The sequence below is a fragment of the Mesorhizobium sp. USDA 4413 genome (genome assembly GCF_056280365.1).
Genome location: NZ_JBVPRP010000001.1, coordinates 3097249 through 3122592 on the forward strand (window position 1 = coordinate 3097249; position 25344 = coordinate 3122592).

Consider the following 25344-nt stretch of genomic DNA (forward strand, 5'->3'; position numbering starts at 1 on the left):
TCGCCTTCGGCGACACCTTCTCCCACAAGGGGAGAAGGGGGAGCCTACATGACCCTCGGCGCCGCCACCGCCCCCGAAGGCATTCGCTTCGCCGTCTGGTCGTCATCGGCCCGGCGTCTCTGGGTCTCTCTTTTCGACGGCAAGGGGGCACGTGAGATCGACCGGCTGGAACTCAACCCGGAAGGCGAGGGTGTGCATACGCGCCTTGTCCCCGGCCTTGGCGACGGCACCCGTTACGGCTTTCGTGCCGACGGCGACTATGCGCCGGAGCGTGGCCGCTGGTTCGACCCGAACAAGCTTCTCACTGACCCCTATGCCGTCGAGGTCGATCGCCCATACCAATATCATTGGCGTCTTGCCGCCAAACGCAACGAAGGCGCCGACACGTCCCCGCTGATGCCGAAGGCGATTGCGCGTTCCCTGCCCAAGCCGGTGCCGCCCCAGCCGCCGCTGTTCCGGCCCGGCGGGCTGATCTACGAGCTCAACGTCCGCTCCTTCACCAGGCTGCATCCGGACGTTCCGGAAGCGCAGCGGGGCACCATCGCGGCGCTCGCCCATCCGGCCATCGTCGAGCACCTGAAGCGTCTCGGCGTCTCCGCCGTCGAGTTGATGCCAGTCACCGCGTCGATCGACGAGCGGCATTTGCCGCCGCTGGGGTTAAGCAACGCCTGGGGCTACAATCCCGTCACCTTCATGGCGCTCGATCCGCGCCTCGCGCCCGGCGGCCTCAAGGAATTGCGTGACACCGTCGCCGCGCTGCGCAAGTCCGGCATCGGCACCATCCTCGACCTCGTCTTCAACCACACCGGCGAGAGCGACCGGCTCGGGCCGACGCTGTCGCTGCGCGGGCTCGACGCGTTGGCTTACTATCGCCATCAGCCCGACGGCAGGCTGGTCAACGACACCGGCACCGGCAACACCGTCGCCTGCGACCATCCAGTGGTGCGCGAGATGGTGCTCGACACGCTCCGCCACTTCGTCCGCTTCGCCGGCGTCGACGGCTTCCGCTTCGATCTGGCGCCGGCGCTTGGACGCGTCGACGGCGCCTTCGATCCGGAAGCGCCGTTGCTTCAGGCCATCGGCGGCGATCCCCTGCTCGCCGACCGCGTGCTGATCGCCGAGCCCTGGGACATCGGTCCGAACGGCTACCAGCTCGGCAATTTCCGCCCGCCATATCTGGAATGGAACGACCGCTACCGCGACGATGTCAGGCGCTTCTGGCGCGGCGATGCCGGCGCGGTCGGCGACTTGGCGACCCGGCTTGCCGGCTCCTCCGACGTCTTCGGCAGGGACGACTGGCCGACGAGCCGCACGGTCAACTTCATCGCCGCGCATGACGGCATGACCTTGGCCGATATCGTCGCCTATGAGCGCAAGCACAACGATGCCAATGGCGAGCACAACCGCGACGGCCACAACGACAATCTGTCCTGGAACAACGGCGTCGAGGGCGAGGCGGGCGACGAGGCGATCGGCATGACTCGTTTCAATGACCGGCGCGCGCTGCTGGCGACGCTTTTTGCCTCGCGCGGCACCATCATGCTGACCGCCGGCGACGAGTTCGGCCGCACGCAAAAAGGCAACAACAACGCCTATGCGCAGGACAACGCCATCACCTGGCTGGACTGGGCGGGCCGAGATGAGGCGCTCGAGCAATATGCCTCGTCACTGGCCACGTTGCGCCGCGCCTTCCCGGCGCTGGCGGATCCACATTTCCTGACCGGCGAGCCTGCCGACGGATCGGAAAAAATCCCCGACGTGGCCTGGCTGGCCGAGACCGGCGCGCCGCTCGCCGAGTCGGACTGGAACGATCCCGCACGACATCGCTTCGTCATGCTGCTTTGCGACAACGAGGGCGGCCGCCTCGCCGTGATGATCAACGGCGATCGCCGGCAATGCGTCTTCACCTTGCCCACGCGGGAAGGCTTCGAGTGGCTCTCGGCGATCGAGACGCAGGCGGTCGACCTCACGCGGCCGCTGCCCGGCCGCAGCGTGAGTTTCATGATCGAAAGACGTGCCGCTAAAGTGCGCGTCAAGAGAGGTCCTTGATGGCTGACGGCAATTCCGGGCAAGGGAACGAATGGTGGCGCGGCTGCGTCATCTACCAGGTCTATCCACGCTCCTTCCAGGACACGACCGGCAACGGCAGCGGCGACTTGAAGGGCATCACCGCGCGGCTCGCCCATGTCGCGTCGCTCGGTGTCGACGCGATCTGGCTGTCGCCGTTCTTCAAGTCGCCGATGGCCGACATGGGCTATGACGTGTCGGATTATCGCGATGTCGATCCGATGTTCGGGACACTTGAGGATTTCGATGCGCTTATCGCCGAGGCGCATCGGCTCGGCCTGAAGCTCATCATCGACCAGGTGATCTCGCATTCTTCCGACAAGCACGAATGGTTCGTCGAAAGCCGCGCCAGCCGCGACAATGCCAAGGCGGACTGGTATGTCTGGGCCGATGCGAAACCGGACGGCACCGCGCCAAACAATTGGCAATCGCTGTTCGGCGGTCCCGCCTGGGAGTGGGACGCCACCCGCCGGCAGTACTACATGCACAATTTCCTGGCGTCGCAGCCGGATTTGAACTTCCACAATCCTGAGGTCCAGGACGCACTGCTCGAGACCGTGCGCTTCTGGCTGGAGCGCGGCGTCGACGGCTTCCGGCTGGACACCGTCAACTACTATGTCCACGACCGCTGGCTGCGCGACAACCCGCCCTTGGCGTCGAGTCTCGCCGGCACCAACGATTCGGCCAGCACTTATGGTTTCCAGGAGCATCTCTTCGACAAGACGCGTCCCGAGAATCTCGATTTCCTGAAACGCTTCCGCGCGCTGCTCGACGAATACCCGGATCGCGCCGCGGTCGGCGAGGTGGGCGACGAGGAGCGTTCGTTGCAGACGCTCGCCGCCTATGTCTCAGGCGGCGACAAATTGCAGATGTGCTACACGTTTGACCTGCTCAGCCCGCAATTTTCCGCTGCCCATGTGCGCGGCTGCGTGGAGGCGTTCGAGACGACCGCCCCGGATGGCTGGGTCTGCTGGGCCTTCTCCAACCACGATGTCGTGCGCCATGTCAGCCGCTGGACCCGGCCCGGCGAGAGCCGGGACGCGATGGCGAAGTTCTCGATCGCGCTGCTGTCATGTCTGCGCGGGTCGATCTGCCTCTATCAGGGCGAGGAACTGGGGCTGGAGGAAGCGGAGCTGGCCTATGAGGATCTGCGCGATCCCGTCGGCATCCGCTTCTGGCCGGGCGTGAAGGGCAGGGACGGCTGCCGCACGCCGATGGTCTGGGAAGCGGAGGCCGAAAATGCCGGTTTCTCGACGGCCAAGCCCTGGCTGCCGGTGCCGCCGGCGCATCGCGCCCGGGCGGTCGACGTCCAGAATGGCGAGGAGCGTTCGGTGCTTGCCGCCTATCGGTCGATCCTTGCCCTGCGCAAGAGCCATCCGGCATTGATCCAAGGCTCGCTCCGCTTTCTCGAGGCCGAAGGCGATGTGCTTGCTTTCCTGCGCGAGCGCGACGGCGAAAGGCTGCTTTGCGTCTTCAATTTCTCCACCGAGGCAACTAGCTGGGCGCTGCCCACGGAGATCGGCGAAGCCGAAATAACGGCATTCGACGTCGACGCCGCCGGCGTTCTTGCCGGTGTTGTCGAGGAGAGCGCCGTGGCGCTGCCGCCTCTGGGCAGTTTCGTCGGCAGGATTGGCTGACGGCTGATCTACTGGACGAGCACCGCGCGCCCGCAGGTCGCGCCGGTCACGCGCACATCGGCCTCGCCGACATGGACGCCCAGAGCTCCAAGCACGTTGTAGAGGAGGTCGTCGACCGGCGCGGTCACGCCGTTGAGCAGCGTCGTCACCGCCGGCTTCACCGTGCTGAGCAGGGCGGTCACGTCGAGGCCGAGCCCCAGCGCATTGACCGAAAGCGACAGGTTGTTGACCAGCGATGTCGTGAGCGACTGCGTCAGGTTTTTCGTCGACACCGTCTTGATCGCCTTGTTGGCAATGTCGGTGGCGTTGTAGGTCAGAGTGGTCGGCGTCATGTTGGTGACCGAGAAGGCAGACGAGCCTGTCACCCGCAGCAACGGGACGAGCAACAGCCTTAGGTCTGCGATGTCGGCTTTGGAGAAGGACTGCGGTTGGGTGAAGTCGGCAAAGCCGCTGGCATTGCTGTTTGCAAGGTGCGCCGCGACGACGCCGGGCTGCGCGGCGATTGAAACCTTGATGCTGGAGGGCCCGGTCGGGCAGCTGATGTCTGTCAGCTTGGCTTCGGCATAAGCCACCTCGACATTGAGCGGCAGATGGACGGCGAGGAGGCTGGTGCCGCCGCCGAGATTGGAATTGCCGACGGTGACGCTTGCATTGAGCTTGATGCGCGTCTGAGCGGTGCGTACCACCGTGCCCGATCCTCCCACAGCCAGCCAGGGTGAACACTGCAAGGGCTCACCTATGGCGACGGCAAGGGTGGCGGATGTCAGCCCCGGAATGGTGGCGCCGAGATTGACCTGGACCTCGTTGTTGCCGTTCGCCAGTGCCGCCGCCGCCGTCAACATGCTCATGGCACTGGCACCGACAGAAAGCCCGGCCGGCTTCTGTCCGAGGCCGAGGCTACCCACCGAGCCGAGACTGACGAGATTGCAGAGCGGAACCTTGACGTTGTTGGTGGCGCTGGAAGCCATGGACTCCAACGCAATTTTGGCCGTGCGGTCCAGCCCCGGCACGTTGGCCATGGCGGTGGCGATCTGGCCGATCGTTGCCTTGGACGCGAGCACGTCGGAATAGCTCACACCGGTCAGATGCAATTGTGTCGCCAGCGCATCGGTGAACGAAAGAACGTCGACATCGGCCGACACCAGTGAATTGTAATCCATCACGCTGAGCGAGATGTTGCCGCCGAGAAGGCCGCCGAGAAGCGCATTGAGAATGCCGCCATTGAGGCTGGCAAGCCGCGAGCCGATCGAAAAAGCCGCTTGCGGCTGCGCGCTGGCGATTGCCGTCGTGCCGAGGGTGGGCGGCGCCATGATCGAGCCGGCGAAATAGAGCGTGCCTTGCTTCTTCAGCGATACCTGGACGGCATTGTAAGGCAGCTTGCCCGCCTCGAACCGGCTCCCGGCGGCAATGGCGCTGACGCCCGTGTATCGCCCCGGCACGATCTGGACGACCGCTTTGGTGGCGGTCGGCGCGACGGTGGTGCCTTGTTGCTGCACGGCGACCGAGGTGATGCCATTGTCGGCAAGCGTCGTCAGCACAGCCTGCTGGGCATTGGTGATGTTCGAGGCGGCGGTGATGGCGGCGAGGTCGACGATCGACTGCGCGGCCCGGCGCTCGTTGTAAAGCGAGCCTTCGTCGATCGCGAAGGCGGTCAGCGCCAGCGCCACGGGCGTGCAAAGGGCCGTCATGACGGCGAAATTCGCCCTACGGTCGGCGAGCAGCCTCCGCGTCGCCGCCATCAATCCCCCCTTGATGGCCATCATATGCCTCCGACGCGGATCGTCGACTGACGCTGGATCGTCGTGCCCGGCAGCGGCAGCGTTTTGAACAGGTTCCAGATCGGCAGGTTGCGCGCATCATAGGTGACCGACACGACGAACTGGCTTCCGTCGGCGATACTGTCCTGTGCGTTGACGGTCAGCTTGTTGGGATCGACGAAGGGATAGCCTGAGACGTCGTGCGTGATGAAATCGGTGACCAGTGCCTGCCGCTCGGTCTGATTCAGGCCGGCAATCGCCGTACGCGCCGCATCGGCCGCGATCTGCTGCACGGAGTGGCTGGCGCCGAAATAGATCCCGTATGCAACCATGCCGAGCAGAAGCAGGATGAAGATCGGTGCAAGCATGGCGAATTCGATTGCCGACGTGCCCGTGGCGTCAGCCCGGAAACGAGACCAAGAAACAGCGAGTTTTCGGTTTTTCAGCATGATGTGGAGAATGCCAAACCCCGACTGCAAAAACAGAAAACGCGTCGAACAACCGGCAGGTGTGCCAAGTTGAAGGGAAGCTCAAAGCTTTAGGTTTCGCTGTTTTAGCGTGATGACGCTCACTCTGCGTCAAGCAGGCAATGGTTGAAATAAGATTTCGCTCTGTCTAGTCTCCTGCCACCAGCCGCCGGAAGGGACCGGCGGCACGCCTAAAACGGGGCCGTTTCAACGGTTCCGAGGTGTCAAAACTTAAGAAAGGCGCGGCTGAGGGGCTGCGCCGACAGGGAGAGACTTCATGCTGAAAAACATGCTGAAGGCGACGGTGTTCGCCACCACCATGGCCTTGGCCGCTGGCACCTTCTACGCGCCGGCCTTCGCCGAGACCGTCTACAACCGCGGCGCCGCCGCCGAGGCGGAGACGGTCGATCCGCACAAGACGTCGACAGTCTACGAAGCCGATATTATACGCGACCTGTTCCAAGGCCTGGTCATGCATGATCAGAAGACGAATCTCATTCCGGGCGCCGCCGAAAGCTGGACGGTATCGGATGACGGCACTGTCTACACCTTCAAGCTGCGCAAGGATGGCCTCTGGTCGGACGGCACCCCGGTGACGGCGGACGACTTTGTCTATTCGTTCCATCGACTGGAAGATCCGGCCACCGCTGCGGAATACGCCTCGATGCTCTATCCGGTGAAGGGCGCCGAGGACTTCAACACCAAGAAAGGCAAGGCCGAGGATATGGGCGTGAAGGCGATCGACGCCAACACGCTTGAAGTCACGCTGAAGGCTCCGACGCCCTACTTCCTGGAGATGCTGACCCACCAGGCGACCTATCCGGTCAACAAGGCTTCCATTGACAAGCTCGGCGCCGACTGGATCAAGCCGGGCAAGCTGGTCTCCAACGGCGCCTATACGCTGGCGGAGTGGGTCCCCAACGATCACATGAAATTGGTCAAGAACCCGAAGTTCTGGGACGCCGCGAGCGTCAAGCTCGACGTGGTCAACTACATCCCGACCGAGGATCGCTCGTCGGCGATGAAGCGCTTCGAGGCAGGCGAACTCGACAGCTATGGCGACCTGCCGACTGAACAACTCGCCGATCTCAAAACCAAATTCGGCGACCAGATCCGTGTCGGGCCATATCTCGGCACCTATTATTATGCGATCAAGACCGACAAGGCGCCTTGGGACAATGTCGAGTTGCGCAACGCCATCTCGATGGCGATCGATCGCGACTTCCTCGCCGAGAAAGTCTGGCAGAACTCCATGCTGCCTGGATATTCGATGGTGCCTCCGGGCATCGAAGGTTACACGCCGGCGCTGGCCAAATATGCCGACATGCCGCAGATCGACCGCGAGGATGCGGCCAAGAAGATCCTGGAAAAGCTAGGCTACACGCCCGAGCATCCGTTGAAGATGGAAATCCGCTACAACACCTCGGAGAACCATAAGAACACGGCGGTCGCCATCCAGGAACAGCTGAAGCCGCTCGGCGTCGAGGTGACGCTGCTCAACACCGACACCAAGACCCACTATGGCTTCCTCGAGCAGAAGGGCAATTACGACGTCGCCCGCGCCGCCTGGATTGCCGACTACAAGGATCCGGAGACCTTCCTAGGTATCTCGCGCAAGGCGAGCGGCAACAACTACTCGAACTATAACAGCCCGGCCTATGAAGCAGCCATGGACAAGGCCGCCGCCGCCGGCGGTAAGCCCGAGGAGCGCATGAAGGACTTGGCTGCAGCCGAGCGCATCCTCGTCGACGATGTCGGCGAGATCCCGCTTCTCTATTACAGCTACCACGACATCGTTTCCTCCAAGCTGCATGGCTTCGAGGACAATGTGATGGACATTCATCCGTCCCGCTTCATCTCCAAGGACTGACACGAAACCTTGGCCGTGCCGCCGCTCTCTTCTTGGGAGCGGCGGTCGCGGTCTGTCGTCGCGCCGGGCCGAAAGTCGGATTGGATTTCGGCAATCCCGGTGCGAAGATCAGAGATGCCAGCGCGCCACGGTCTCGTCTGGAGAGCTGTCGCCCTGGCTGAAGCGGGGCGCCGATGCTGCGTTATGTCTTCCGGCGGCTGTTGACCGCCATCCCGACACTGTTCGTTATCGTGACGGTGGCGTTCTTCCTGATCCGTGTCGCCCCGGGCGGCCCGTTCAACCAGGAGCGGGGCCTGAGCCCCGAGATCAGGGCCAATCTTGAAGCCCAGTTCGGTCTCAACGATCCGCTCTGGCTGCAATATGTCCACTATCTCGGCAATCTTTTGCGCGGCAGTTTCGGCCCGAGCTACAACTTGCCGGATTTCACCGTCACCGAACTCTTCGCCAAGGGCCTGCCGATCTCGGTGCAGATCGGCACCTCGGCGCTGGTGCTGGCGCTGCTGCTGGGCTCGATCCTCGGCACGATCGCGGCGCTCAACCAGAATAAAATAGCCGACTATTCGGTGATCGCGTTGGCCACCGCCGGCAGCACCATCCCGACCTTCGTCACCGCCCCGGTGATCCAGCTCGTCTTCGGGCTTTCCTGGAAGCTGTTGCCGATCGGCGGCTGGGGTGACGGCGCCTTGATCAACAAGGTCGGGCCGGTGCTGACGCTCGCTCTGCCGCAGATCGCCATCGTCGCCCGCCTGATGCGCGGCTCGATGATCGAGAGCCTGCGCTCGCACCATATCCGCACCGCGCGCGCGCTCGGCCTCTCCGACTGGTCGGTCGTGGTCAAGCACGCGTTGCGCGGCGCCGTGTTGCCAATCGTCTCCTTCACGGGGCCGGCGGCCGCCGCGCTCCTGACCGGCTCGATCATCGTCGAGACGATCTTTTCCATTCCCGGCGTCGGCCGCTACTTCGTCGATGCAGCGCTTAACCGCGACTACACGCTGGTCATGGGAACGGTGGTGGTGATCGCGCTCTTCACCATCGTCTTCAACCTGATCGTCGACCTGCTCTACGCGGTCGTCGATCCGAGGGTGCGCTATGACTGAGCTTGCCGTCGCCGTGCCCGAGCCGATCGTCGGCCGCTCGCTCTGGGGCAATGCCTGGGCGCGGCTCAAGCGCAACCGCGCCGCCATGTTCAGCCTCTATTATCTGGCATTCATTGCCGTCATCAGCGTGTTTGGCCCCATGGTCGTGCCGCATGAATACACCACCATCTATGGCGATTATGTGCGCACGCCGCCGAGCCTCTCGGCCTATCCGAAGCCGGACATGATCCAGGGTGCTCTGGGCGACGCTATCAAGCGCATGCGCGCCGACATCAAGGAATGGCACCAGGACGGCAATCGCGTCATCGTCACCATCACCGCGACCAAGCCCATCGATGATCGCAACATCCGCTATCTCGACCGCTCCGACGCCTTCGACGACACCAGGATCGAGAACAAGTCGCCCGACGGCCTCGAAATGACGATGAGCTCGGCCGTGAAGCAGCAATATTTCTTCTTCGGAACGGACAATACCGGCCGCGATCTGCTCTCGCGCACGCTGATGGCCGGACGCATCTCCTTGGCCATCGGCCTGCTTGCCGGCGTCGTCGCCGGCGTCATCGGCGTCATCTACGGCGCGATCGCGGGCTTCGCCGGCGGCCGGGTCGACGAGGTGATGATGCGCATCGTCGACGTGCTCTATTCGCTGCCTTTCATATTCTTCGTCATCATGCTGGTGGTGTTCTTCGGCCGCAACTTCGTGCTGATGTTCCTGGCGGTCGGCGCGGTGCTGTGGCTGGACATGGCGCGCATCGTGCGCGGCCAGGCGCTGTCGATCCGCAGGCAGGAATATGTGCAGGCGGCGGAGGCCATGGGCGTCGGCCAGCGCGGCATCCTGTTGCGCCATGTCATCCCCAACCTGCTCGGCCCGGTGGTCATCTACATGACGCTGCTAGTACCGCAGGTCATCATCCTGGAGAGCTTCCTCTCCTTCCTCGGTCTCGGCGTGCAGGAGCCGATGACCAGCTGGGGCGTGCTGATCTCGGTCGGCGCCAAGAACATCGGCTACGCCAACTGGCTGCTCCTGTTCCCGGCCTTCTTCCTCGTCTCGACGCTGTTCGCGCTGAATTTCGTCGGCGACGGCCTGCGCGATGCGCTCGACCCGAAGGATCGATAAAGATGGGGACCGCTGACATGGCCGCCGAAACGATCCTCAGCGTTAAGGACCTGCGCGTCCGCTTCCAGACCCTCGACGGCACGGTCGAGGCCGTCAAAGGCATCAACATCAAGGTCAATGCCGGCGAGACGGTCGCCGTCGTCGGCGAATCCGGCTCCGGCAAGAGCCAGACGATGATGGCGGCGATGAGCCTGCTGTCCTCCAACGGCGAGGCCACCGGCCAGGTCGACTATCGCGGCCGCAACCTTCTGGAGATGACCAAGAGTGAGCTCAACAAGGTGCGCGGTCGCAAGATCAGCATGATCTTCCAGGAACCGATGACCTCGCTCGATCCGCTCTACACCATCGGCAACCAGCTGATGGAGCCGATCCGCCGGCACCGCGGGCTTTCGGCGCCGGCTGCACGGGAAGAGGCGCTGAAGCTTTTGCGGCTGGTGCACATTCCCGATCCCGAACGGCGAATGAAATCCTACCCGCACGAAATGTCAGGCGGCCAGCGCCAGCGCGTCATGATCGCCATGGCGCTTGCCAATGATCCCGACATCCTGATCGCCGACGAGCCGACGACGGCGCTCGACGTCACCATCCAGGCGCAGATCCTGATGCTGCTCGCCGAATTGCAGCGCAAGCTTGGCATGGCGATCGTCTTCATCACCCACGATCTCGGCATCGTGCGCCGCTTCGCCGACCGCGTCTATGTCATGCGCCAGGGCGAGGTGGTGGAAGAGGGCGAGGTTGAAGCGCTCTTCGCCAACCCGCAGCATGCCTACACCAAGATGCTGCTTGCGGCAGAGCCGACCGGCACCAAGGCGGCGCCGCCCGCCAATGCGCCCGTGCTGCTCGAAGGCCGTAACGTCGAGGTCGTCTTCAAGATCGGGGGCGGCTTCCTAGGTGGCGAGCCGCTGATGCTGCGCGCGGTGGACAGGATCTCGATCCGGCTGAAGCGCAACCAGACGATCGGCATCGTCGGCGAGTCCGGTTCGGGCAAGTCGACGCTCGGTCGCGCGCTGCTGAGGCTCTTGCCCAGCGACGGCGTCATCCGCTTCGGCGACCGCGACATATCCGAGGCCGACCGCCAGGCGATGCGGCCGCTCAGGCGCGAATTGCAGCTCGTCTTCCAGGACCCGTTCGGTTCGCTGTCGCCGCGCATGACCGTCGGACAGGTGATCACCGAAGGGCTACTGGTGCATGAGCCCTCGCTCACCGGCAAGCAGCGCGACCAGCGTGCCGTCGAGGCGTTGCGCGAAGTCGGCCTCGACCCCAATGCGCGCAACCGCTACCCGCACGAATTCTCCGGCGGCCAGCGGCAGCGCATCGCGATTGCCCGCGCCATGATCCTGAAGCCGAAAGTGGTGGTGCTCGACGAGCCGACCTCGGCGCTCGACCGGTCGGTGCAGAAGCAGATCGTCGAATTGTTGCGCAAGCTGCAGGCCGACCACGAACTGTCCTACCTCTTCATCAGCCACGACCTCGCAGTGGTGCGCGCCATGGCCGACTACATCATCGTCATGAAGCAGGGAAAGATCGTCGAGGAAGGGCCGGCGCAGGAGATCTTCGACAATCCGCGCGAGGCCTACACGCAGACGCTGATGAACGCCGCGATCGATACGGCGCGGTTCAGGATGAGTGCCTGAAGCGGGCAAAAGCTTGGCCTCGCTTGCCTCACGGCGAGGATGGGCACCTCTGGTTCCGTGTCGCGACGATCACCTGCTGCTGTTGCTGCAGCCGTTCGATCCGGGCAGTTTCGCGGTTGGCGATCGCCGTCTTCACGCGCTCGCCGCCGAGCAGCCAGCTCGGCACGCTGGTGTTGGCGACCTTGCCGCGAGCGATGGCGGTGCGCGAAATATCGGTGGCGGTGTCGCCGACCGCATTGTTGAGTTCGGGGCAGTTCATTTTGTCGTATTTCGCCGGGCTGATCGACGCGGTCGTCGAAGAGCAGCCTGCCGCCAGAAGCAGTGTCGCGATCGAAAAGGCTGTAAACTTGAACGTCATTGCCTCAATTAGCCGCTCTGCGGCTCCGCGCTCCACGAACCAAGGACATGACGCCATTAGGTCAAAGTAAGGGCCGGCTGTCGAGAACAATGGGCGGCAGCAGCCAACCGGCTCGCTGTTCGACGATCAAAGGTTAACGCGGAAGGTCGGGATCGCAAGCATCCACGTGCTTGTTTTTTCTGGTCGGAGTGGCAGGATTTGAACCTGCGACCCCATCGTCCCGAACGATGTGCGCTACCAGACTGCGCTACACTCCGTGACCAGACCGCGGGCTTATAGCCGCCACTTTCCAATCCTGCAAGCGCCAATGACTGCACTTCTGTCGCATTTCCTTTCTTTCGCGAAGCTTGCCCGAACTGCATAGGATTTGGCTCTTGGGTAAAGGTGGGATTAAAGGCTTTTGTCGTAAGTCCAGGGCATCGGAGCCGGATTTCTGACAAGGTCGTTCATGAGCCAGCGCATCGTCAGTTTCGTCATGAGCGGCGGCGTCGGGTCGCGGCTGTGGCCGCTGTCGCGCGAGGACAACCCCAAGCAGTTCCACGACTTCTCGGGCGACGGCTCGATGCTGGCCAAAACCTTGCGCCGTCTGGCGGCGCGGCCGCAAGGCGAGACGCCGATTTTCCTCATCGCCGCGGAACGTCATGCCGAGCGCGTCCATGCCGACCTTGCCGGCGTCGATCTTGCCGGCGGGGGGCCGTTGTTCGAGCCGACGGGCCGCAACACGGCCGCCGCCGTCGCGCTGGCCAGCCTGCGCACGCTCTCCAAATATGGCGACGAGCTTGTGCTGGTGGTGCCGTCAGATCATGAGATTTCGACGACCGTTCAGTTCTGGCAAAGCATCGAGGCGGGCGCGGCCGCCGCAAATGCCGGGCGGCTCGTGGTGTTCGGCCTCAAGCCGACTCAGCCCGAGACGGGCTATGGCTATATCGAGGTCGGGACCGGCAAGGACGGCGTCTTCGACGTCTGGCGTTTCGTCGAGAAGCCCGATCTCGCCACCGCGCAGGCCTATCTCGACGCCGGCAGCTTTTTCTGGAACACCGGCATCTTCCTGTTCCGCGCCGGCGCCATGCGTGACGCCTTCGCGGCTCATGAACCGAAAATCTGGCAGGCGACGGAAGCCGCCTACAAGGCCGCGACCAGCGACCTGTCCGGCCTCTATATGCCGCTTGAGCTTTATTCCGCGATCCCATCGACCTCGATCGACTACGCCATCATGGAACGCGCGAAGGACATCGCCATGGTGCCGGCCGGCTTCCGCTGGAACGATCTCGGCTCCTGGCAGTCGCTCCTCGATGTCGGCCCGTCCGATGGTGAGGGCAACGTCATCGTCGGGGATGTCGTCGCTATCGACTGCCAGAACTCCTATATCCGCAGCGAGGGTCGCCTGCTGTCGGCCATCGGCATGAAGGACGTTGCCATCGTCTCCACCGCCGATGCCACCTTCGTCGCTCCGGTCAGCCACAGTCAGCACGTCAAGAAGATCGTCGAGCAGTTGGAGAAATCCGGCCGGCTGGAAACGAGATTCACGCCGGCGCATGACCGCGTCATCGAGAGCGGTGCCTGGCGGCGGCGCGTGCGCCACTGGCTGTTCGAGGAGACGCTGCCGCTGTGGTCGACGGTCGGCGTCGACGAGCGCCATGGTGGCTTTCACGAGGCGCTGGGCTTCGATGCTTCGCCGCTGATGAAGCCGAAGCGCATGCGCACGCAGGCGCGCCAGGTCTATGCCTTCGCGGTCGCCAAGGAGCGGGGTTGGGACGGGCCGGCCGACCGGCTGATCGCGCATGGCATCGACTTCATGGCGAGGCAGGGCCGCACCGGGCGTGGCGGCTGGGTGCGCACGCTGAACATCGACGGCTCGGTCGCCGATCCGGTCGAGGACGCCTACGATCATTCCTGCGTGCTTCTGGCGCTCGCCCACGCCCATATGTCTGGCCATCCCGACGCGTTGAGGCTGGGCGAGGAGACGTTCGGCTTCCTCGACGCGCATTTGGAGGATGCCCGCATGACCGGCTTTCTGGAAACTTCCGACGGTGCGGAAGAACGGCGTTCCAATCCGCACATGCATCTGCTCGAGGCCTTTCTCGCCTGGCACAAGGCGACGGGCGAGCGCGCCTATCTGCGCCGCGCCGCGCGCATCATCGACCTTTTCCGCAGCCATTTCTTCGATGCCGAAAGCTGGACGCTGGGCGAGTATTTCGACGAGGGCTGGAAGCCGGCCGCGAACGGGAAGGGCGGCTGGACCGAGCCTGGCCATCATTTCGAATGGGCCTCGCTGCTGGTCGACTTCGCCGCCCGCAGTGGCCAGGGCGAACTCACCGCCTTCGCCCGCAAGCTCTATGCCTCGGCCGTTGCGAACGGCCTCAACCGCGCCACCGGCCTCGCCTATGGCGCCGTCTCGCGCCAGGGCCTGCCGCTCGACACGGTCTCGCGCAGCTGGCCGCAGGCCGAGGCGATCAAGGCGGCGATCGCGCTGGACGGCTCGGGCGGGCCGGACCTCAAGCCTGAGATCGAGGCGCGCGTCGGCCGCCTGTTCCGCTGGCATATCGACCCGGCGCCGCTCGGACTGTGGATCGACCGCATCGACGAGCGTGGCCGCTCAATGGCGACCGAGGTGCCGGCAAGCATCTTCTACCATCTGGTCTACGCGCTGACGCAGTATCTGGATGGCACGGCGGAAAGGTCTCAATAAGGCGCCGCCACGTCCCCGGTCTCGACATAGACCGCCTTGAGCTGCGAGTAATGCGCCAGCGCCGCGAGCGAATTCTCGCGGCCGATGCCGGACTGCTTGACGCCGCCGAAGGGCATTTCCACCGGCGTCAGATTGTAGGCGTTGATCCAGCAGGTGCCGGCCTGCAACTCGGCGATCACCCGATGCGCCCGCGGCAGGTCGCGCGTGAACACACCGGCCGCCAGGCCGAATTCGGTGTCGTTGGCCCGTTCGATCACCTCGTCCTCGCTGTCGAATTTCAAGACGCTCATCACCGGCCCGAAAATCTCCTCGCGCGCGATGCGCATGGTGTCGGTGACATTGGTGAACACCGTCGGCTCGACGAAGAAGCCGCCCTCGAAACCTTGCAGCGACGGCACGTTGCCGCCGCAGGTGAGTGTGGCGCCGTCCTGCTGGCCGGCGGCGATATAAGAAACGACCTTGTCCTGCTGCGCCTTGTTGACCAGCGGCCCCATTTGGGTTTCCGGGTCAAGCGGATCGCCAATGCGGATCTTTTTCGTCCGCTCGACCAGCCGCTCGATGAAGCGGTCATGCAGGCCCTTTTGCACGAAGACCCGGGTGCCGTTGGAGCAGATCTGGCCGGTGGAGTAAAAATTGCCGAGCATGGCGCCGCCAATGGCGTTCTCGAGATCGGCGTCGTCGAAGACGATCAGCGGCGACTTGCCGCCGAGCTCCATCGTCGCGTGCTTCATTTTCGAGCCGGCAAGCGACAGCACCTTGCGGCCGGTCGGCACCGAGCCGGTCACCGAAACTTTTGCCACGACATCGTGGCCGACAAGGCCGGCGCCGACATCGCCATAGCCCTGCACGACGTTGAACAACCCGTCGGGCAACCCCGCTTCGCTGTATATTTCGGCCAACGCCAGCGCCGACAGCGGCGTGTTCTCCGAAGGCTTGAACACCATGGCATTGCCCATGGCCAAGGCCGGCGCCGACTTCCAGCCGGCGATTTGTATCGGATAGTTCCAGGCGCCGATGCCGACACAGACGCCGAGCGGCTCGCGCCGTGTGTAGGCGAAGGGTCCACCGAGATCGATCATTTCGCCATTGAAGGCAGCGACCGCGCCGGCGAAATATTCCAGGCAGTCGGCGGCCGAAGGCGCATCCGCCACCAGCGTCTCTTGAATCGCCTTGCCAGTGTCGAGCGTCTCGATCCGCGCAAGATCGGCATTGCGCGCGCGAAGAATGTCGGCAGCGCGGCGCAGGATGCGTCCCCGTTCGACCGGCTTCAGCCGCGCCCATGCCGGCTGCGCCGCGCGCGCGGCCTCGATCGCCAGCTCCAGCACGTTCGGCGTCGCCGAATGCAGCGTGGCGATGGTTTCGCCGGTAGCCGGATAGATCACCGGCAGTGGCGGGCCGCCTTCGTCCTCGATGTAGCGGCCGTTGACGTAGTGCGATGCCGTCGGTTGGGCGCGCATGGCTTTCTCCAGAACTATTGGCCGATCGGGCGGTCTGCCCGACAATGCCCTATCGGTCCGCCACCTGCCAGCGCGGATTGATCCAGGGTTCCTGGTTGGAGGGCGCCAGCGGCGTGCGGCCGAGAATGTGGTCGGATGCCTTCTCGCCGGTCATGATCGACGGTGCGTTGAGATTGCCGTTGGTCACCCGCGGGAAGATCGAGGAGTCGGCGACGCGCAGGCCTTCGACGCCGATCACCCGGCATTCCGGATCGACGACGGCGGTCAGGTCGTCGGCGCGGCCCATCCTGCAGGTGCCGCAGGGGTGATACGCGCTTTCGGCATGGTCGCGGATGAAGGCGTCAAGCTCGTCGTCGGTTTGCACATGGCTGCCCGGCGAGATCTCCCTGCCGCGAAAGCCGTCGAAGGCCTGCTGGCCGAAGATCTCGCGGGTCAGCCGGATGCAGTGGCGGAACTCGCTCCAGTCGTCCGGATGCGACATGTAGTTGAAGCGGATCACCGGCTTCGCCTTCGGGTCGGGCGAACGCAGCGTAACCGAGCCGCGTGACTTCGAGCGCATCGGTCCGACATGCGCCTGGAAGCCGTGTGACTTCGCCGCCGACTTGCCGTCATAGCGCACCGCCGCCGGGATGAAGTGGTACTGGATATCGGGATAGTCGACGCCGGCTTGCGAACGCACGAAGGCGGCTGCCTCGAAATGGTTGGTGGCGCCGAGCCCGCTCTTGAAGAACAGCCACTGCGCGCCGATCATCGCCTTGGAGAAAGGATTGAGCACCGAGTTCAGCGTGATCGGTCTTGTCGATTCCTGCTGGATATAAAGCTCCAGATGGTCCTGCAGATTGCCGCCGACGCCCGGCCGGTCGGCGACAACCTTTATGCCGTTTTCCTGGAGGTGCGCGCCCGGGCCGATGCCGGACAGCATCAGGATCTTCGGCGAATTGATCGACGACGCCGCGACAATCACCTCACGCCGCGCCTTAACGACCTGAATCTTTTTGTTAGCTTCGATCTCGACGCCGGTCGCGCGTTGATTCTCGATCACCACGCGCCGGGCGAAACCCTTGAGCAGGCTAACATTTCGGCGCTTCAGAGCAGGCTTGAGATAGGCATTCGCCGCCGACCAGCGGCGACCGCCTAGAATGGTCTGCTCCATCGGGCCGAAGCCTTCCTGCTTGGAACCATTATAGTCGTCCGTGAGCTCGAAACCGGCCTGGCGACCCGCCTCTATGAACGCACCGTAGAGCGGGTTCTTGCGTGTCCCGCGCTGCACATGCAACGGCCCGCCTTTGCCTCGCCAGCCGTCCTCGCCGCCGTCGGAATCCTCCATGCGCTTGAAATAGGGAAGCACATCGGCGAAGGCCCAGCCGGCTGCACCCTGTTCGGCCCAGTGGTCGAAGTCGTGCGCATGCCCGCGAACATAGACCATGCCGTTGATCGAGGACGAGCCGCCGATCACCTTGCCGCGCGGGGTGGCCAGCACGCGGCCGCCGAGATGCGGCTCCGGCTCGCTGGCGAAACCCCAGTCGTAAAGGCTCATATTGAGCGGGATCGACAGCGCCGACGGCATCTGGATCAGTGGTCCCATATCGGTGCCGCCGAACTCGATGACGATCACCGAGTGCTTGCCGTCTTCCGACAACCGATAGGCCATGGCCGAGCCGGCGGAGCCGGAGCCGATGATGACGAAATCCGCTTCAAGCATTGTTCATATGCGCCATAAAGTCGGCGAGCGAGACATTGCCGCCGGTAGCCACAACAAGGACGGTCTTGCCCGCCACATCCACATTGCCCCCGAGCAGCGCCGCCAGTGACGCCGCGCCCGAAGGCTCCAGCACCAGCTTCATCCGCTCGAAGGCTATCTTCATCGCCCGCCGCACCGAGGCGTCATCAACGGTGACGCCCCGAACGCCGGCAGCGCTTACCGCCGCAAAAGGCGCGTCGCCGGGCTTGCGCGCCATCAACCCGTCGCAAATCGATTTCGGCCCGATCGGCATGGTCTCGATCGCACCATGCGCCAGCGACGAGCCCATGCCGTTGAAACCCTCCGGCTCGACGGCGATGATCTCGGTCTTGGGCGACAGATAATGGAAGGCGAGCGAGACGCCGCCGATCAGTCCGCCGCCGCCGACCGAGCAGAACACCAGGTCGGCATGCGCCTTCTTCGTTGACAACTGGTCGAGCGCTTCAAGCCCTGCGCCGGCCTGGCCGGCGACGATCTCCGGATCGTCGAAGGGGTGGAGAAGGGTGAGGTGCTCGGTCTCGGCGATCTCGCGCGCCTTGGCGGCGGCGACCTCCTCGCGGGCGCCGGTCGCCATGATCAGTCAGCACCACCCGCGCGCCATAGCCGGCCGTCGCGTCACGCTTGGCGGCGGGCGCATCGATCGGCATGACGATGGTGACAGGAATGCCGAGCGCCTGGCCGGCGGCCGCCAGTCCTTGCGCAAAATTGCCGGAAGAATAGGCCACCACGCCCTTTTTCGCCTCATCCGGCGACAGCCGGTTCAGCCGCCAATAGGCGCCGCGCACCTTGAAGGAACCGGCCCATTGCAGCGACTCCGGCTTGACGAAGACGCGCGCGGCGCCGGTCTCCTTGGCCAAAGCCGCCGACTCCAGGAGCGGCGTCACCTGCGTCGCCGTCGAGGTGACGGCATAGGCCCGCTTCAGATGATCAAGCGTAGGGACGAGAATGTCTGCCATCATTCGCCCCTCGGATACCTTTTGCTCTCTTCGAGATTGTCGAGGTTCATGTGGTTGCGCATGTAGCGTTCCGACGCCTTCTGCAGCGGTTGGAACTCCCATGGGTAGTAGGCGCCGTTGCGCAACGCCGGATAGACGACCCAGCGGCGCGCCTGGCTTTCGCGCACGGCGGCGTCGAAGCTCGCCATATTCCAGCGCGCGCGGACCTTTTCCATGAAGGCCGAGACCAGATCGGCGTTAGCCGGGTCGGCGGCGAGATTGTCGAGCTCGCGCGGATCGGCATCGAGGTCGAAAAGCTGCGGCGGGTCGAGCTCGCAATGGACGAATTTGTATTTGCCCTCGCGGATCGCCACCATCGGCGCGTAGGAGCCTTCGGCCGCATATTCCATCAGCACCGGCGCCGAGCGCTCCATGCCGCCGGCGAGCGGCAGCAGCGATTGGCCGTCCGTCCATGGCGAAATCCCGCTCATATCGATGCCGGCGAGGTCGCAGAGCGTCGGCGCCACGTCGAGATTGGAGACGGGCACGCCGATCAGGCCTGCCTCGATGCCCTTGCCGGCCATCATCAAAGGCACGCGTGCCGCGCCTTCATAAAAGCACATCTTGAACCACAGGCCGCGCTCGCCCAGCATGTCGCCATGGTCGGAGCAGAACAGCACGATCGTGTCGTTAGCCATGCGCGTGCGCTCCAGCACCGACAGCAATTCGCCGACCTTGTCGTCGAGATAGGAGATGTTGGCGAAGTAGCCGCGCCGTGAGCGGCGCACCTGCTCCGGCGTGATATCGAAACTGTCGTAGTCGGATGCCTTGTAGAGCCGCTTCGAATGCGGATCCTGGCTGTCATACGGGATGAAGCCGACCTCCGGCTCCAGCGCCGGGCAGTCCTCGTAAAGGTCCCAATATTTGCGCCGCGCGACATAGGGGTCATGCGGATGGGTGAAGGAGACGGTGAGGCACCAAGGGCGCCGGTCTGCGTCATCTGATACGCGCGCAAACTCATAAAGCTTTTGCGTCGCGTGGAAGGCGACCTCGTCGTCATATTCCATCTGGTTGGTGATTTCTGCGACGCCGGCGCCGGTGACCGAACCCAGATTGTGGTACCACCAGTCGATGCGCTCGCCCGGCTTCCGGTAGTCCGGCGTCCAGCCGAAATCGGCGGGGTAGATGTCGGTGGTGAGCCGCTCCTCGAAGCCGTGCAACTGGTCGGGACCGACGAAATGCATCTTGCCGGAAAGCACCGTGTGGTAGCCGGCGCTGCGCAGATGATGGGCGTAGGTCGGGATCGAGGAGGCGAACTCGGCGGCGTTGTCATAGACTTGGGTGCGCGAGGGCAGTTGTCCGCTCATGAACGAGGCGCGGCCCGGCGCGCAGAGCGGCGAGGCGGTGTAGTTGTTGGCGAAGCGCGCCGAGCGCGCTGCAAGCGCCTTAAGATGCGGCGCATGCAGGAATTCGGCCGGCCCGTCCGGGAAGAGCGTGCCGTTGAGCTGATCGACCATGACGATCAGGAAATTGGGTCGCCGGGTGGTCAAGGCAGGCTCCGTCTGTTGAGCTTGGTTTCGAGATAGTCTTCGATGAGCGCGATGGCGCTCTGCGCGTTGGGGGTGCCGTCCTTCAGCGCGCGGCGGATATAGAGCCCGTCGATCAGCGCCGCGGTCGCTTCGGCCACGCGGTCGGCCTCGGTCCGAGGCAGAATGCCGGTCAGCCCGCTCATCAGGTTCGAATGCAGCCGCCGCGCATAGACGCGCAGCAGCCGCCGCAGCTCGGTCGATTTCTGTGCCTCGACATAGAAGGCGAGCCAGGCAGCGATGATCTGGGGCTGGAACTGCTCGTCGGAAAAGCTGACGGCGACGACGGCCGAGACGCGCTGGCGCGGTGTGGCGGCAAGGGCGAACGCACGCCTTGTATCGGTGTTGAGCTCGGCCAGGATGTGCCGCATCGTCGCGAACAGCAGCTCGTCCTTGGCGCCGAAATAATGATGCGCCAGCGCCGACGACACGCCGGCGCGCCCGGCGATCTCCGACATGGTCACGTCCAGCGATCCGCGCTCGCCGATCGCCGAGATCGTCGCGTCGATCAGCGCCTTGCGGCGTAGGGGCTCCATTCCGATTTTCGGCATCCTGGGGGTCCGGTTCGGGCCAAGACTATTTTTTATTGACGCGTCAATCAATAAAAAATCGACACCGGGATCAACCGATCGTGTCGTTCTGGCCCATGGCGTGGGTCTGGAAAACGGTTCATCATTGAACAATATTGAATCACGTGCCGCCAAGGATCGTGCTAGGCTGCGGCGCAAATGGAGGTTGCCATGACCGCATGCATCGTCGGCTGGGCGCATTCGCGCTTCGGCAAGCTCGAAGGCGAAACGCTGGAAGGCCTGATCACCAAGGTTGCGGCCGAAGCGCTCGACCATGCCGGCATCGGTCCGGACGATGTCGACGAGATCGTGCTTGGCCACTTCAACGCCGGCTTTTCGCCGCAGGATTTCACCGCGAGCCTCGTGCTGCAGACCGATGACCGGCTGCGCTTCAAGCCGGCGACGCGCGTCGAGAATGCCTGCGCCACCGGTTCGGCCGCCGTCCGTCAGGGCATCCGCGCCATCGACGCCAATGCCGCCCGCATCGTGCTGGTGGTCGGGGCGGAGCAGATGACGACCACGCCCGGGCCGGAGATCGGTAAGAACCTGCTCAAGGCTTCCTATTTGCCGGAAGACGGCGACACGCCGGCAGGCTTTGCCGGCGTCTTCGGCAAGATCGCGCAGGCCTATTTCCAGCGCTATGGCGACCAGTCCGATGCGCTGGCCATGATCGCGGCCAAGAACCACCGGAATGGCGTCGACAATCCTTATGCGCAGATGCGCAAGGATTTCGGCTATGAGTTCTGCCGCCAGGAAAGCGAGAAGAACCCGTTCGTGGCTGGCCCGCTGAAGCGCACCGACTGCTCGCTGGTCTCGGACGGCGCCGCGGCGCTTGTGCTGACCGACACCGCGACAGCATTGAAGATGCGCCGTGCCGTGACCTTCCGCGCCAATGAGCATGTCCAGGATTTCCTGCCGATGTCGAAGCGCGACATCCTTTCTTTCGAAGGCTGCGAGCGCGCCTGGGAGCAGGCGCTGAAGAAGGCCGGCGTGACGCTGGACGACCTTTCCTTCGTCGAGACGCATGACTGCTTCACTATCGCCGAACTCATCGAGTATGAGGCAATGGGTCTCGCGAAGCCCGGCGAGGGCGCCAAGCTGGCGCTGGATGGCACGACGGCGAAGGACGGCCGCCTGCCGGTCAATCCCTCCGGGGGTCTGAAGGCCAAGGGCCACCCGATCGGCGCCACCGGTGTGTCGATGCATGTGCTGACCGCCATGCAACTGACCGGCGAGGCCGGCGGTATCCAGGTGCCGGGCGCCAAGCTCGGCGGCATCTTCAACATGGGCGGCGCGGCGGTGGCCAATTACGTTTCCATTCTCGACAGGATTCGCTAGAAGCGGCCCGCATTGAAGCGGCGCGCCCCTGGGCGCGCGTGCGGGAGGCGACATGACGAATCCGGTTCTGGTCGAAGTCACGCGCGGCGCGGTGGTCGAAAGCAGGCACCGCGGCGCGGTTTCGGTCTTCGACGCCGACGGCAAGCCCGTTTGGGAGATCGGCGACACGGACCGTCCGGTTTTCCCACGCTCCGCGGTGAAGGCGATCCAGGCATTGCCGTTGGTCGAGTCCGGCGCTGCCGACGCCTATGGCTTCGGCAACCGCGAACTGGCGCTGGCCTGCGCCTCGCATTCGGGCGAGCCGGCCCATGTCGAACTGGCTGCCGCAATGCTCGCCAAGGCGGGCCTCGACAAGACGGCGCTGGAGTGCGGCGCGCATTGGCCTTCGAGCCATGATGCCAGCATTGCGCTCGCTCGCGCCGGCGGCGTACCCAACGCTTTGCACAACAACTGTTCCGGCAAGCACTCCGGCTTCCTCTGCACCTGCGTGCATGCCGGCATCGCGCATGCCGGTTACGTCAAGGCCGGTCATGCGCAGCAGGAGATCGTGCGCGACGCCATGCAAGCCGTGACCGGCGCGGTGCACCGTGTGGACAACAGCGGCATCGACGGCTGCTCGATCCCGACCTATGCCGTGCCGTTGAAGAGTTATGCGCTAGGCTTTGCCCGCATGGCGACGGGCAGGGGCTTTTCGCCCGAGCGCGCCAAGGCTGCAAAGCGGCTGCTCTCGGCCTGCATGGCGGAGCCGTTCCTGGTCGCCGGCACAGGCAAGGCGGACGTCGCGCTGATGCAGGCCGCGCCCGGCCGCATCTTCGTCAAGACCGGCGCCGAAGGCGTCTATTGCGCGGCATTGCCAGAGCTCGGCCTCGGCATCGCCTTGAAATGCGATGACGGCGCCGGCAGGGGAGCGGAGGTGATGATCGCCGCGGTGCTGGCGAAGCTGCTGCGCCCCGATGAAGCGCTAGCGGCAAAGCTCACGGAGCTTGCCCATCCTGCGGTCGAAAGCCGCGTCGGCGCCAAGGTCGGCTTGCTGCGGCCGACGGCGGCTCTGAGCTAGCTCACCTTGTTGCGCTCGACGGTGAGATGCGCGTAGCCGGTATCGGTCGTTTGGGATAGGTCCCCGGTCACCGGATCGGCCCAGCGCTGGCCGATGATGGCGCCGTTCTGCGCGCCGTCGATGACATTCTCAGAGATGACGGCGCTGCCGGAGCCTTCGACGACCGAAACGACGATACCGGTGCCCGCCTTGCGGATGATGTTGCCGGTCGCCGCGACATTGCGCAGATAGGGGCCCCAGCCAAGCTGCATACCGTAGAGCGGCGCATTCTCGACGACATTGCCGGAAACCGTGGTGTCGGCCTCAGCGCTGATGCCGACGCCGAAACCGGGCGGATCGGCAGTGTAGGGACCGGTGGTCGAGAGATTGCGCACGATGTTGTTCGAGCACACCGCCATGCGGCCGCCTTCGTTGAAATTGACGATCGAGATGCCGTTGGCGGCGCCGTCGACAAGGTTGTTGCTGAGGATCGCGCCTTCGAAGGAGAATTCCGAGTAGATCCCGGTCTCGCCGGAGCGCGAGCAGGTGTTGCCGGTGATCTGCAGATTGCTCGCGCTGTTGGCGCGGATCGCGGTAAAGGCGCAGTCGGAGACGACATTGCCCGAAATGATGACGTTGCCGGCGCGGAAGGCGTTGATGCCGTTGCCGTTCTGGCCGGTGCCGCCGCTGCGTGCGCCGATCCTCTGGACGCGGTTGCCGCTGACGATGGTGCCGTCCTCCGCCGCCTGCCAGCGATGCACCAGGATGCCGCCATTGGCGCAATCGGAAACGGTGTTGCCGGAAATCTCCAGCCCGCCGGCCTCGACCGAATAGATGCCGGCATCCGCCGCACCCGAAATATCGGACCGGCCGATGCGGCCGACGGCGTGCTCGAGCGCCAACCCGTTCTTGCCGCTGCCGGTCACCTGGCAGTTGTCGATTGTCAAATGGCCGACGCGGCGCACATCGAGCAGCCCCTGCGTGTAGTCGGCCAGCCAGCGGTTGGCGCCGTCGAGCACCAGCCCGCTGAGCTCGATATGCTCGGCCTGTTCGGCCATCATCAGATGACCGTTGCCGCCATAGACGATGCGCGTCGCGCCGGGTACGCCCGAGAGGCGCACGCGGGCGGGCAGCTTGAGGTTCGAGACGAGATAGGTGCCGGGCGGCAGGAACACCGGCGCATCGCGGTCGCTGGCTTCGGCCAGCATCCTGGCGAAAGCCTTGCTCTGGTCGTCAACCGCGCCCGGCTGCACGCCGATCTCCGTGGCGTTGATCGAGCCTCGCATGGCCGCCATCTCGATGCCAGGCAGCGACTTCGCCGATGCCTTGCCGGCAAAGATGCCGGCGACGGCAAGGCCCGCGGTCCGGGCAAGCAGCGTTCGTCTGTTCAACATCGGCACAGGTCCTGGCGTTTCGCCTTGTGCGTCGCAGGAATCGTGCCAGGGCGGGCTAACCGGCAAACCGCTTGTGCAGTCGCCTCGCCAAGCCTAAGTTCATTTTATGAGCAGAGCTTTCACCCGCGAAGAAGACAGCGAAAACGCCATTGCCGGCGTCGGCGAGCGGCCGATCAGCACGCACCGCAATCTGGTGACGGAGCGCGGCCTGGCGATGATCGAGGACAACCTCGCCGACCTGCGCGACATGTTGGCCAAGGCCGAAAGGAAGGGCGACCGGGAGCGCATCGCAGTCGTGTCGCGCGACCTGCGCTATTGGACTGCCCGGCGCGAGAGCGCGGAGCTTTCCGTGCCGGAGCCGGGCAGCGAAGTCGTGCGCTTCGGCATGGGCGTGACGTTGGAGGGCGACGACGGCAAGAAGGTGCATTGGCGGATCGTCGGCGAAGACGAGGCCGACCCGTCCAAGGGCAGCATTTCCCACGTGTCACCGATGGCCGTGGCCCTGTTCGGCAAGAAGGTCGGCGAGGTCGTGACCGTCAACGGCAGGGAATGGGAAATCGTCAAGCTTTCGGACAGGGCCGAGAATTAGCCGCCG

18 protein-coding genes, 1 tRNA gene and 1 pseudogene are annotated in these 25344 nt (G+C 64.4%); 10 read left to right on the top strand and 10 right to left on the bottom strand.

Annotation, left to right across the window (positions count from 1 at the left end; translation table 11 throughout):
- Window positions 1-48: 48 nt before the first annotated feature.
- Together glgX and bglA are read left to right on the top strand one after the other, a co-directional pair.
- Window positions 49-2049, top strand: a complete 2001-nt coding sequence (gene glgX / locus ACVMIM_RS14805) for a glycogen debranching protein GlgX (protein ID WP_476112801.1) — start codon at window positions 49-51, stop codon at window positions 2047-2049.
- Window positions 2049-3704: a beta-galactosidase BglA gene (bglA, locus tag ACVMIM_RS14810; protein ID WP_476112803.1), complete on the top strand. Its 1656-nt coding sequence runs from the start codon at window positions 2049-2051 to the stop codon at window positions 3702-3704. Before glgX ends, bglA begins: the two co-directional genes overlap by 1 nt.
- 8 nt (window positions 3705-3712) lie before the next feature.
- On the opposite strand, the gene ACVMIM_RS14815 is transcribed toward bglA, so the two are convergent.
- Both ACVMIM_RS14815 and ACVMIM_RS14820 read right to left on the bottom strand, forming a co-directional pair.
- Window positions 3713-5464, bottom strand: coding sequence for a TadG family pilus assembly protein (locus ACVMIM_RS14815; RefSeq protein ID WP_476112805.1), 1752 nt, complete (start codon window positions 5462-5464; stop codon window positions 3713-3715).
- A complete protein-coding gene (locus tag ACVMIM_RS14820) occupies window positions 5464-5829 on the bottom strand; it encodes a TadE family protein (RefSeq protein WP_278049633.1) in 366 nt (121 codons plus the stop codon). The genes ACVMIM_RS14815 and ACVMIM_RS14820 overlap by 1 nt, the downstream gene beginning before the upstream one ends.
- 376 nt (window positions 5830-6205) lie before the next feature.
- On the opposite strand from ACVMIM_RS14820, the gene ACVMIM_RS14825 reads away from it, so the two are divergent.
- The 4 genes from ACVMIM_RS14825 (at window position 6206) to ACVMIM_RS14840 (ending at window position 11646) form a co-directional block, all read left to right on the top strand.
- Window positions 6206-7798: a peptide ABC transporter substrate-binding protein gene (locus ACVMIM_RS14825; protein ID WP_476112807.1), complete on the top strand. Its 1593-nt coding sequence runs from the start codon at window positions 6206-6208 to the stop codon at window positions 7796-7798.
- 173 nt (window positions 7799-7971) lie between these two features.
- Window positions 7972-8895: an ABC transporter permease subunit gene (locus ACVMIM_RS14830; protein ID WP_041002282.1), complete on the top strand. Its 924-nt coding sequence runs from the start codon at window positions 7972-7974 to the stop codon at window positions 8893-8895.
- The gene (locus tag ACVMIM_RS14835) at window positions 8888-10012 is read left to right on the top strand and encodes an ABC transporter permease (protein ID WP_278049631.1); all 1125 of its coding nucleotides are present in this window, start codon (window positions 8888-8890) and stop codon (window positions 10010-10012) included. Before ACVMIM_RS14830 ends, ACVMIM_RS14835 begins: the two co-directional genes overlap by 8 nt.
- A gap of 17 nt (window positions 10013-10029) precedes the next feature.
- Window positions 10030-11646 (top strand): ABC transporter ATP-binding protein, encoded by a 1617-nt coding sequence (locus ACVMIM_RS14840; protein ID WP_476117235.1) that lies wholly within the window; start codon window positions 10030-10032, stop codon window positions 11644-11646.
- 28 nt (window positions 11647-11674) lie between these two features.
- Here the strand turns inward: ACVMIM_RS14840 and ACVMIM_RS14845 are convergent, their stop codons facing one another.
- Complete coding sequence (locus ACVMIM_RS14845; protein WP_476112809.1) at window positions 11675-12004, bottom strand: hypothetical protein; 330 nt, start codon at window positions 12002-12004, stop codon at window positions 11675-11677.
- Between the two features lie 180 nt (window positions 12005-12184).
- Window positions 12185-12261, bottom strand: a tRNA-Pro gene (locus ACVMIM_RS14850).
- A gap of 191 nt (window positions 12262-12452) precedes the next feature.
- Here ACVMIM_RS14850 and ACVMIM_RS14855 point away from each other — a divergent pair.
- Complete coding sequence (locus tag ACVMIM_RS14855; RefSeq protein ID WP_476112811.1) at window positions 12453-14693, top strand: AGE family epimerase/isomerase; 2241 nt, start codon at window positions 12453-12455, stop codon at window positions 14691-14693.
- Here ACVMIM_RS14855 and betB read toward each other — a convergent pair.
- From betB to betI, 5 genes and pseudogenes are all read right to left on the bottom strand, one after another.
- Entirely contained in the window at window positions 14687-16150 is a 1464-nt protein-coding gene (gene betB, locus ACVMIM_RS14860; protein ID WP_476112813.1) for a betaine-aldehyde dehydrogenase, read from the bottom strand. The genes ACVMIM_RS14855 and betB overlap by 7 nt on opposite strands.
- Window positions 16151-16199: 49 nt before the next feature.
- Window positions 16200-17852 carry a choline dehydrogenase gene (betA, locus tag ACVMIM_RS14865; RefSeq protein ID WP_476112815.1) on the bottom strand — a complete coding sequence of 551 codons (1653 nt, stop codon included), beginning with the start codon at window positions 17850-17852 and terminating at the stop codon, window positions 16200-16202.
- Window positions 17845-18850 (bottom strand): annotated as a pseudogene (locus ACVMIM_RS14870) (threonine/serine dehydratase). The gene betA and the pseudogene ACVMIM_RS14870 overlap by 8 nt, the downstream one beginning before the upstream one ends.
- Window positions 18847-20376, bottom strand: coding sequence for a choline-sulfatase (gene betC, locus ACVMIM_RS14875; RefSeq protein ID WP_476112817.1), 1530 nt, complete (start codon window positions 20374-20376; stop codon window positions 18847-18849). Before betC ends, ACVMIM_RS14870 begins: the two are co-directional and overlap by 4 nt.
- Complete coding sequence (betI, locus tag ACVMIM_RS14880; RefSeq protein WP_476112819.1) at window positions 20373-20963, bottom strand: transcriptional regulator BetI; 591 nt, start codon at window positions 20961-20963, stop codon at window positions 20373-20375. Before betI ends, betC begins: the two co-directional genes overlap by 4 nt.
- A gap of 189 nt (window positions 20964-21152) precedes the next feature.
- Between betI and ACVMIM_RS14885 the strand changes: the two genes are divergently transcribed.
- Window positions 21153-22319 carry an acetyl-CoA acetyltransferase gene (locus tag ACVMIM_RS14885; protein WP_476112821.1) on the top strand — a complete coding sequence of 389 codons (1167 nt, stop codon included), beginning with the start codon at window positions 21153-21155 and terminating at the stop codon, window positions 22317-22319.
- A gap of 52 nt (window positions 22320-22371) precedes the next feature.
- A complete protein-coding gene (locus ACVMIM_RS14890) occupies window positions 22372-23376 on the top strand; it encodes an asparaginase (RefSeq protein WP_476112823.1) in 1005 nt (334 codons plus the stop codon).
- Here ACVMIM_RS14890 and ACVMIM_RS14895 read toward each other — a convergent pair.
- Complete coding sequence (locus ACVMIM_RS14895; protein ID WP_476112824.1) at window positions 23373-24749, bottom strand: TIGR03808 family TAT-translocated repetitive protein; 1377 nt, start codon at window positions 24747-24749, stop codon at window positions 23373-23375. The genes ACVMIM_RS14890 and ACVMIM_RS14895 overlap by 4 nt on opposite strands.
- A 106-nt stretch (window positions 24750-24855) precedes the next feature.
- Here ACVMIM_RS14895 and greA point away from each other — a divergent pair, with 106 nt between their 5' ends.
- Window positions 24856-25338: a transcription elongation factor GreA gene (greA, locus tag ACVMIM_RS14900; RefSeq protein WP_041002259.1), complete on the top strand. Its 483-nt coding sequence runs from the start codon at window positions 24856-24858 to the stop codon at window positions 25336-25338.
- Window positions 25339-25344 lie beyond the last annotated feature (6 nt).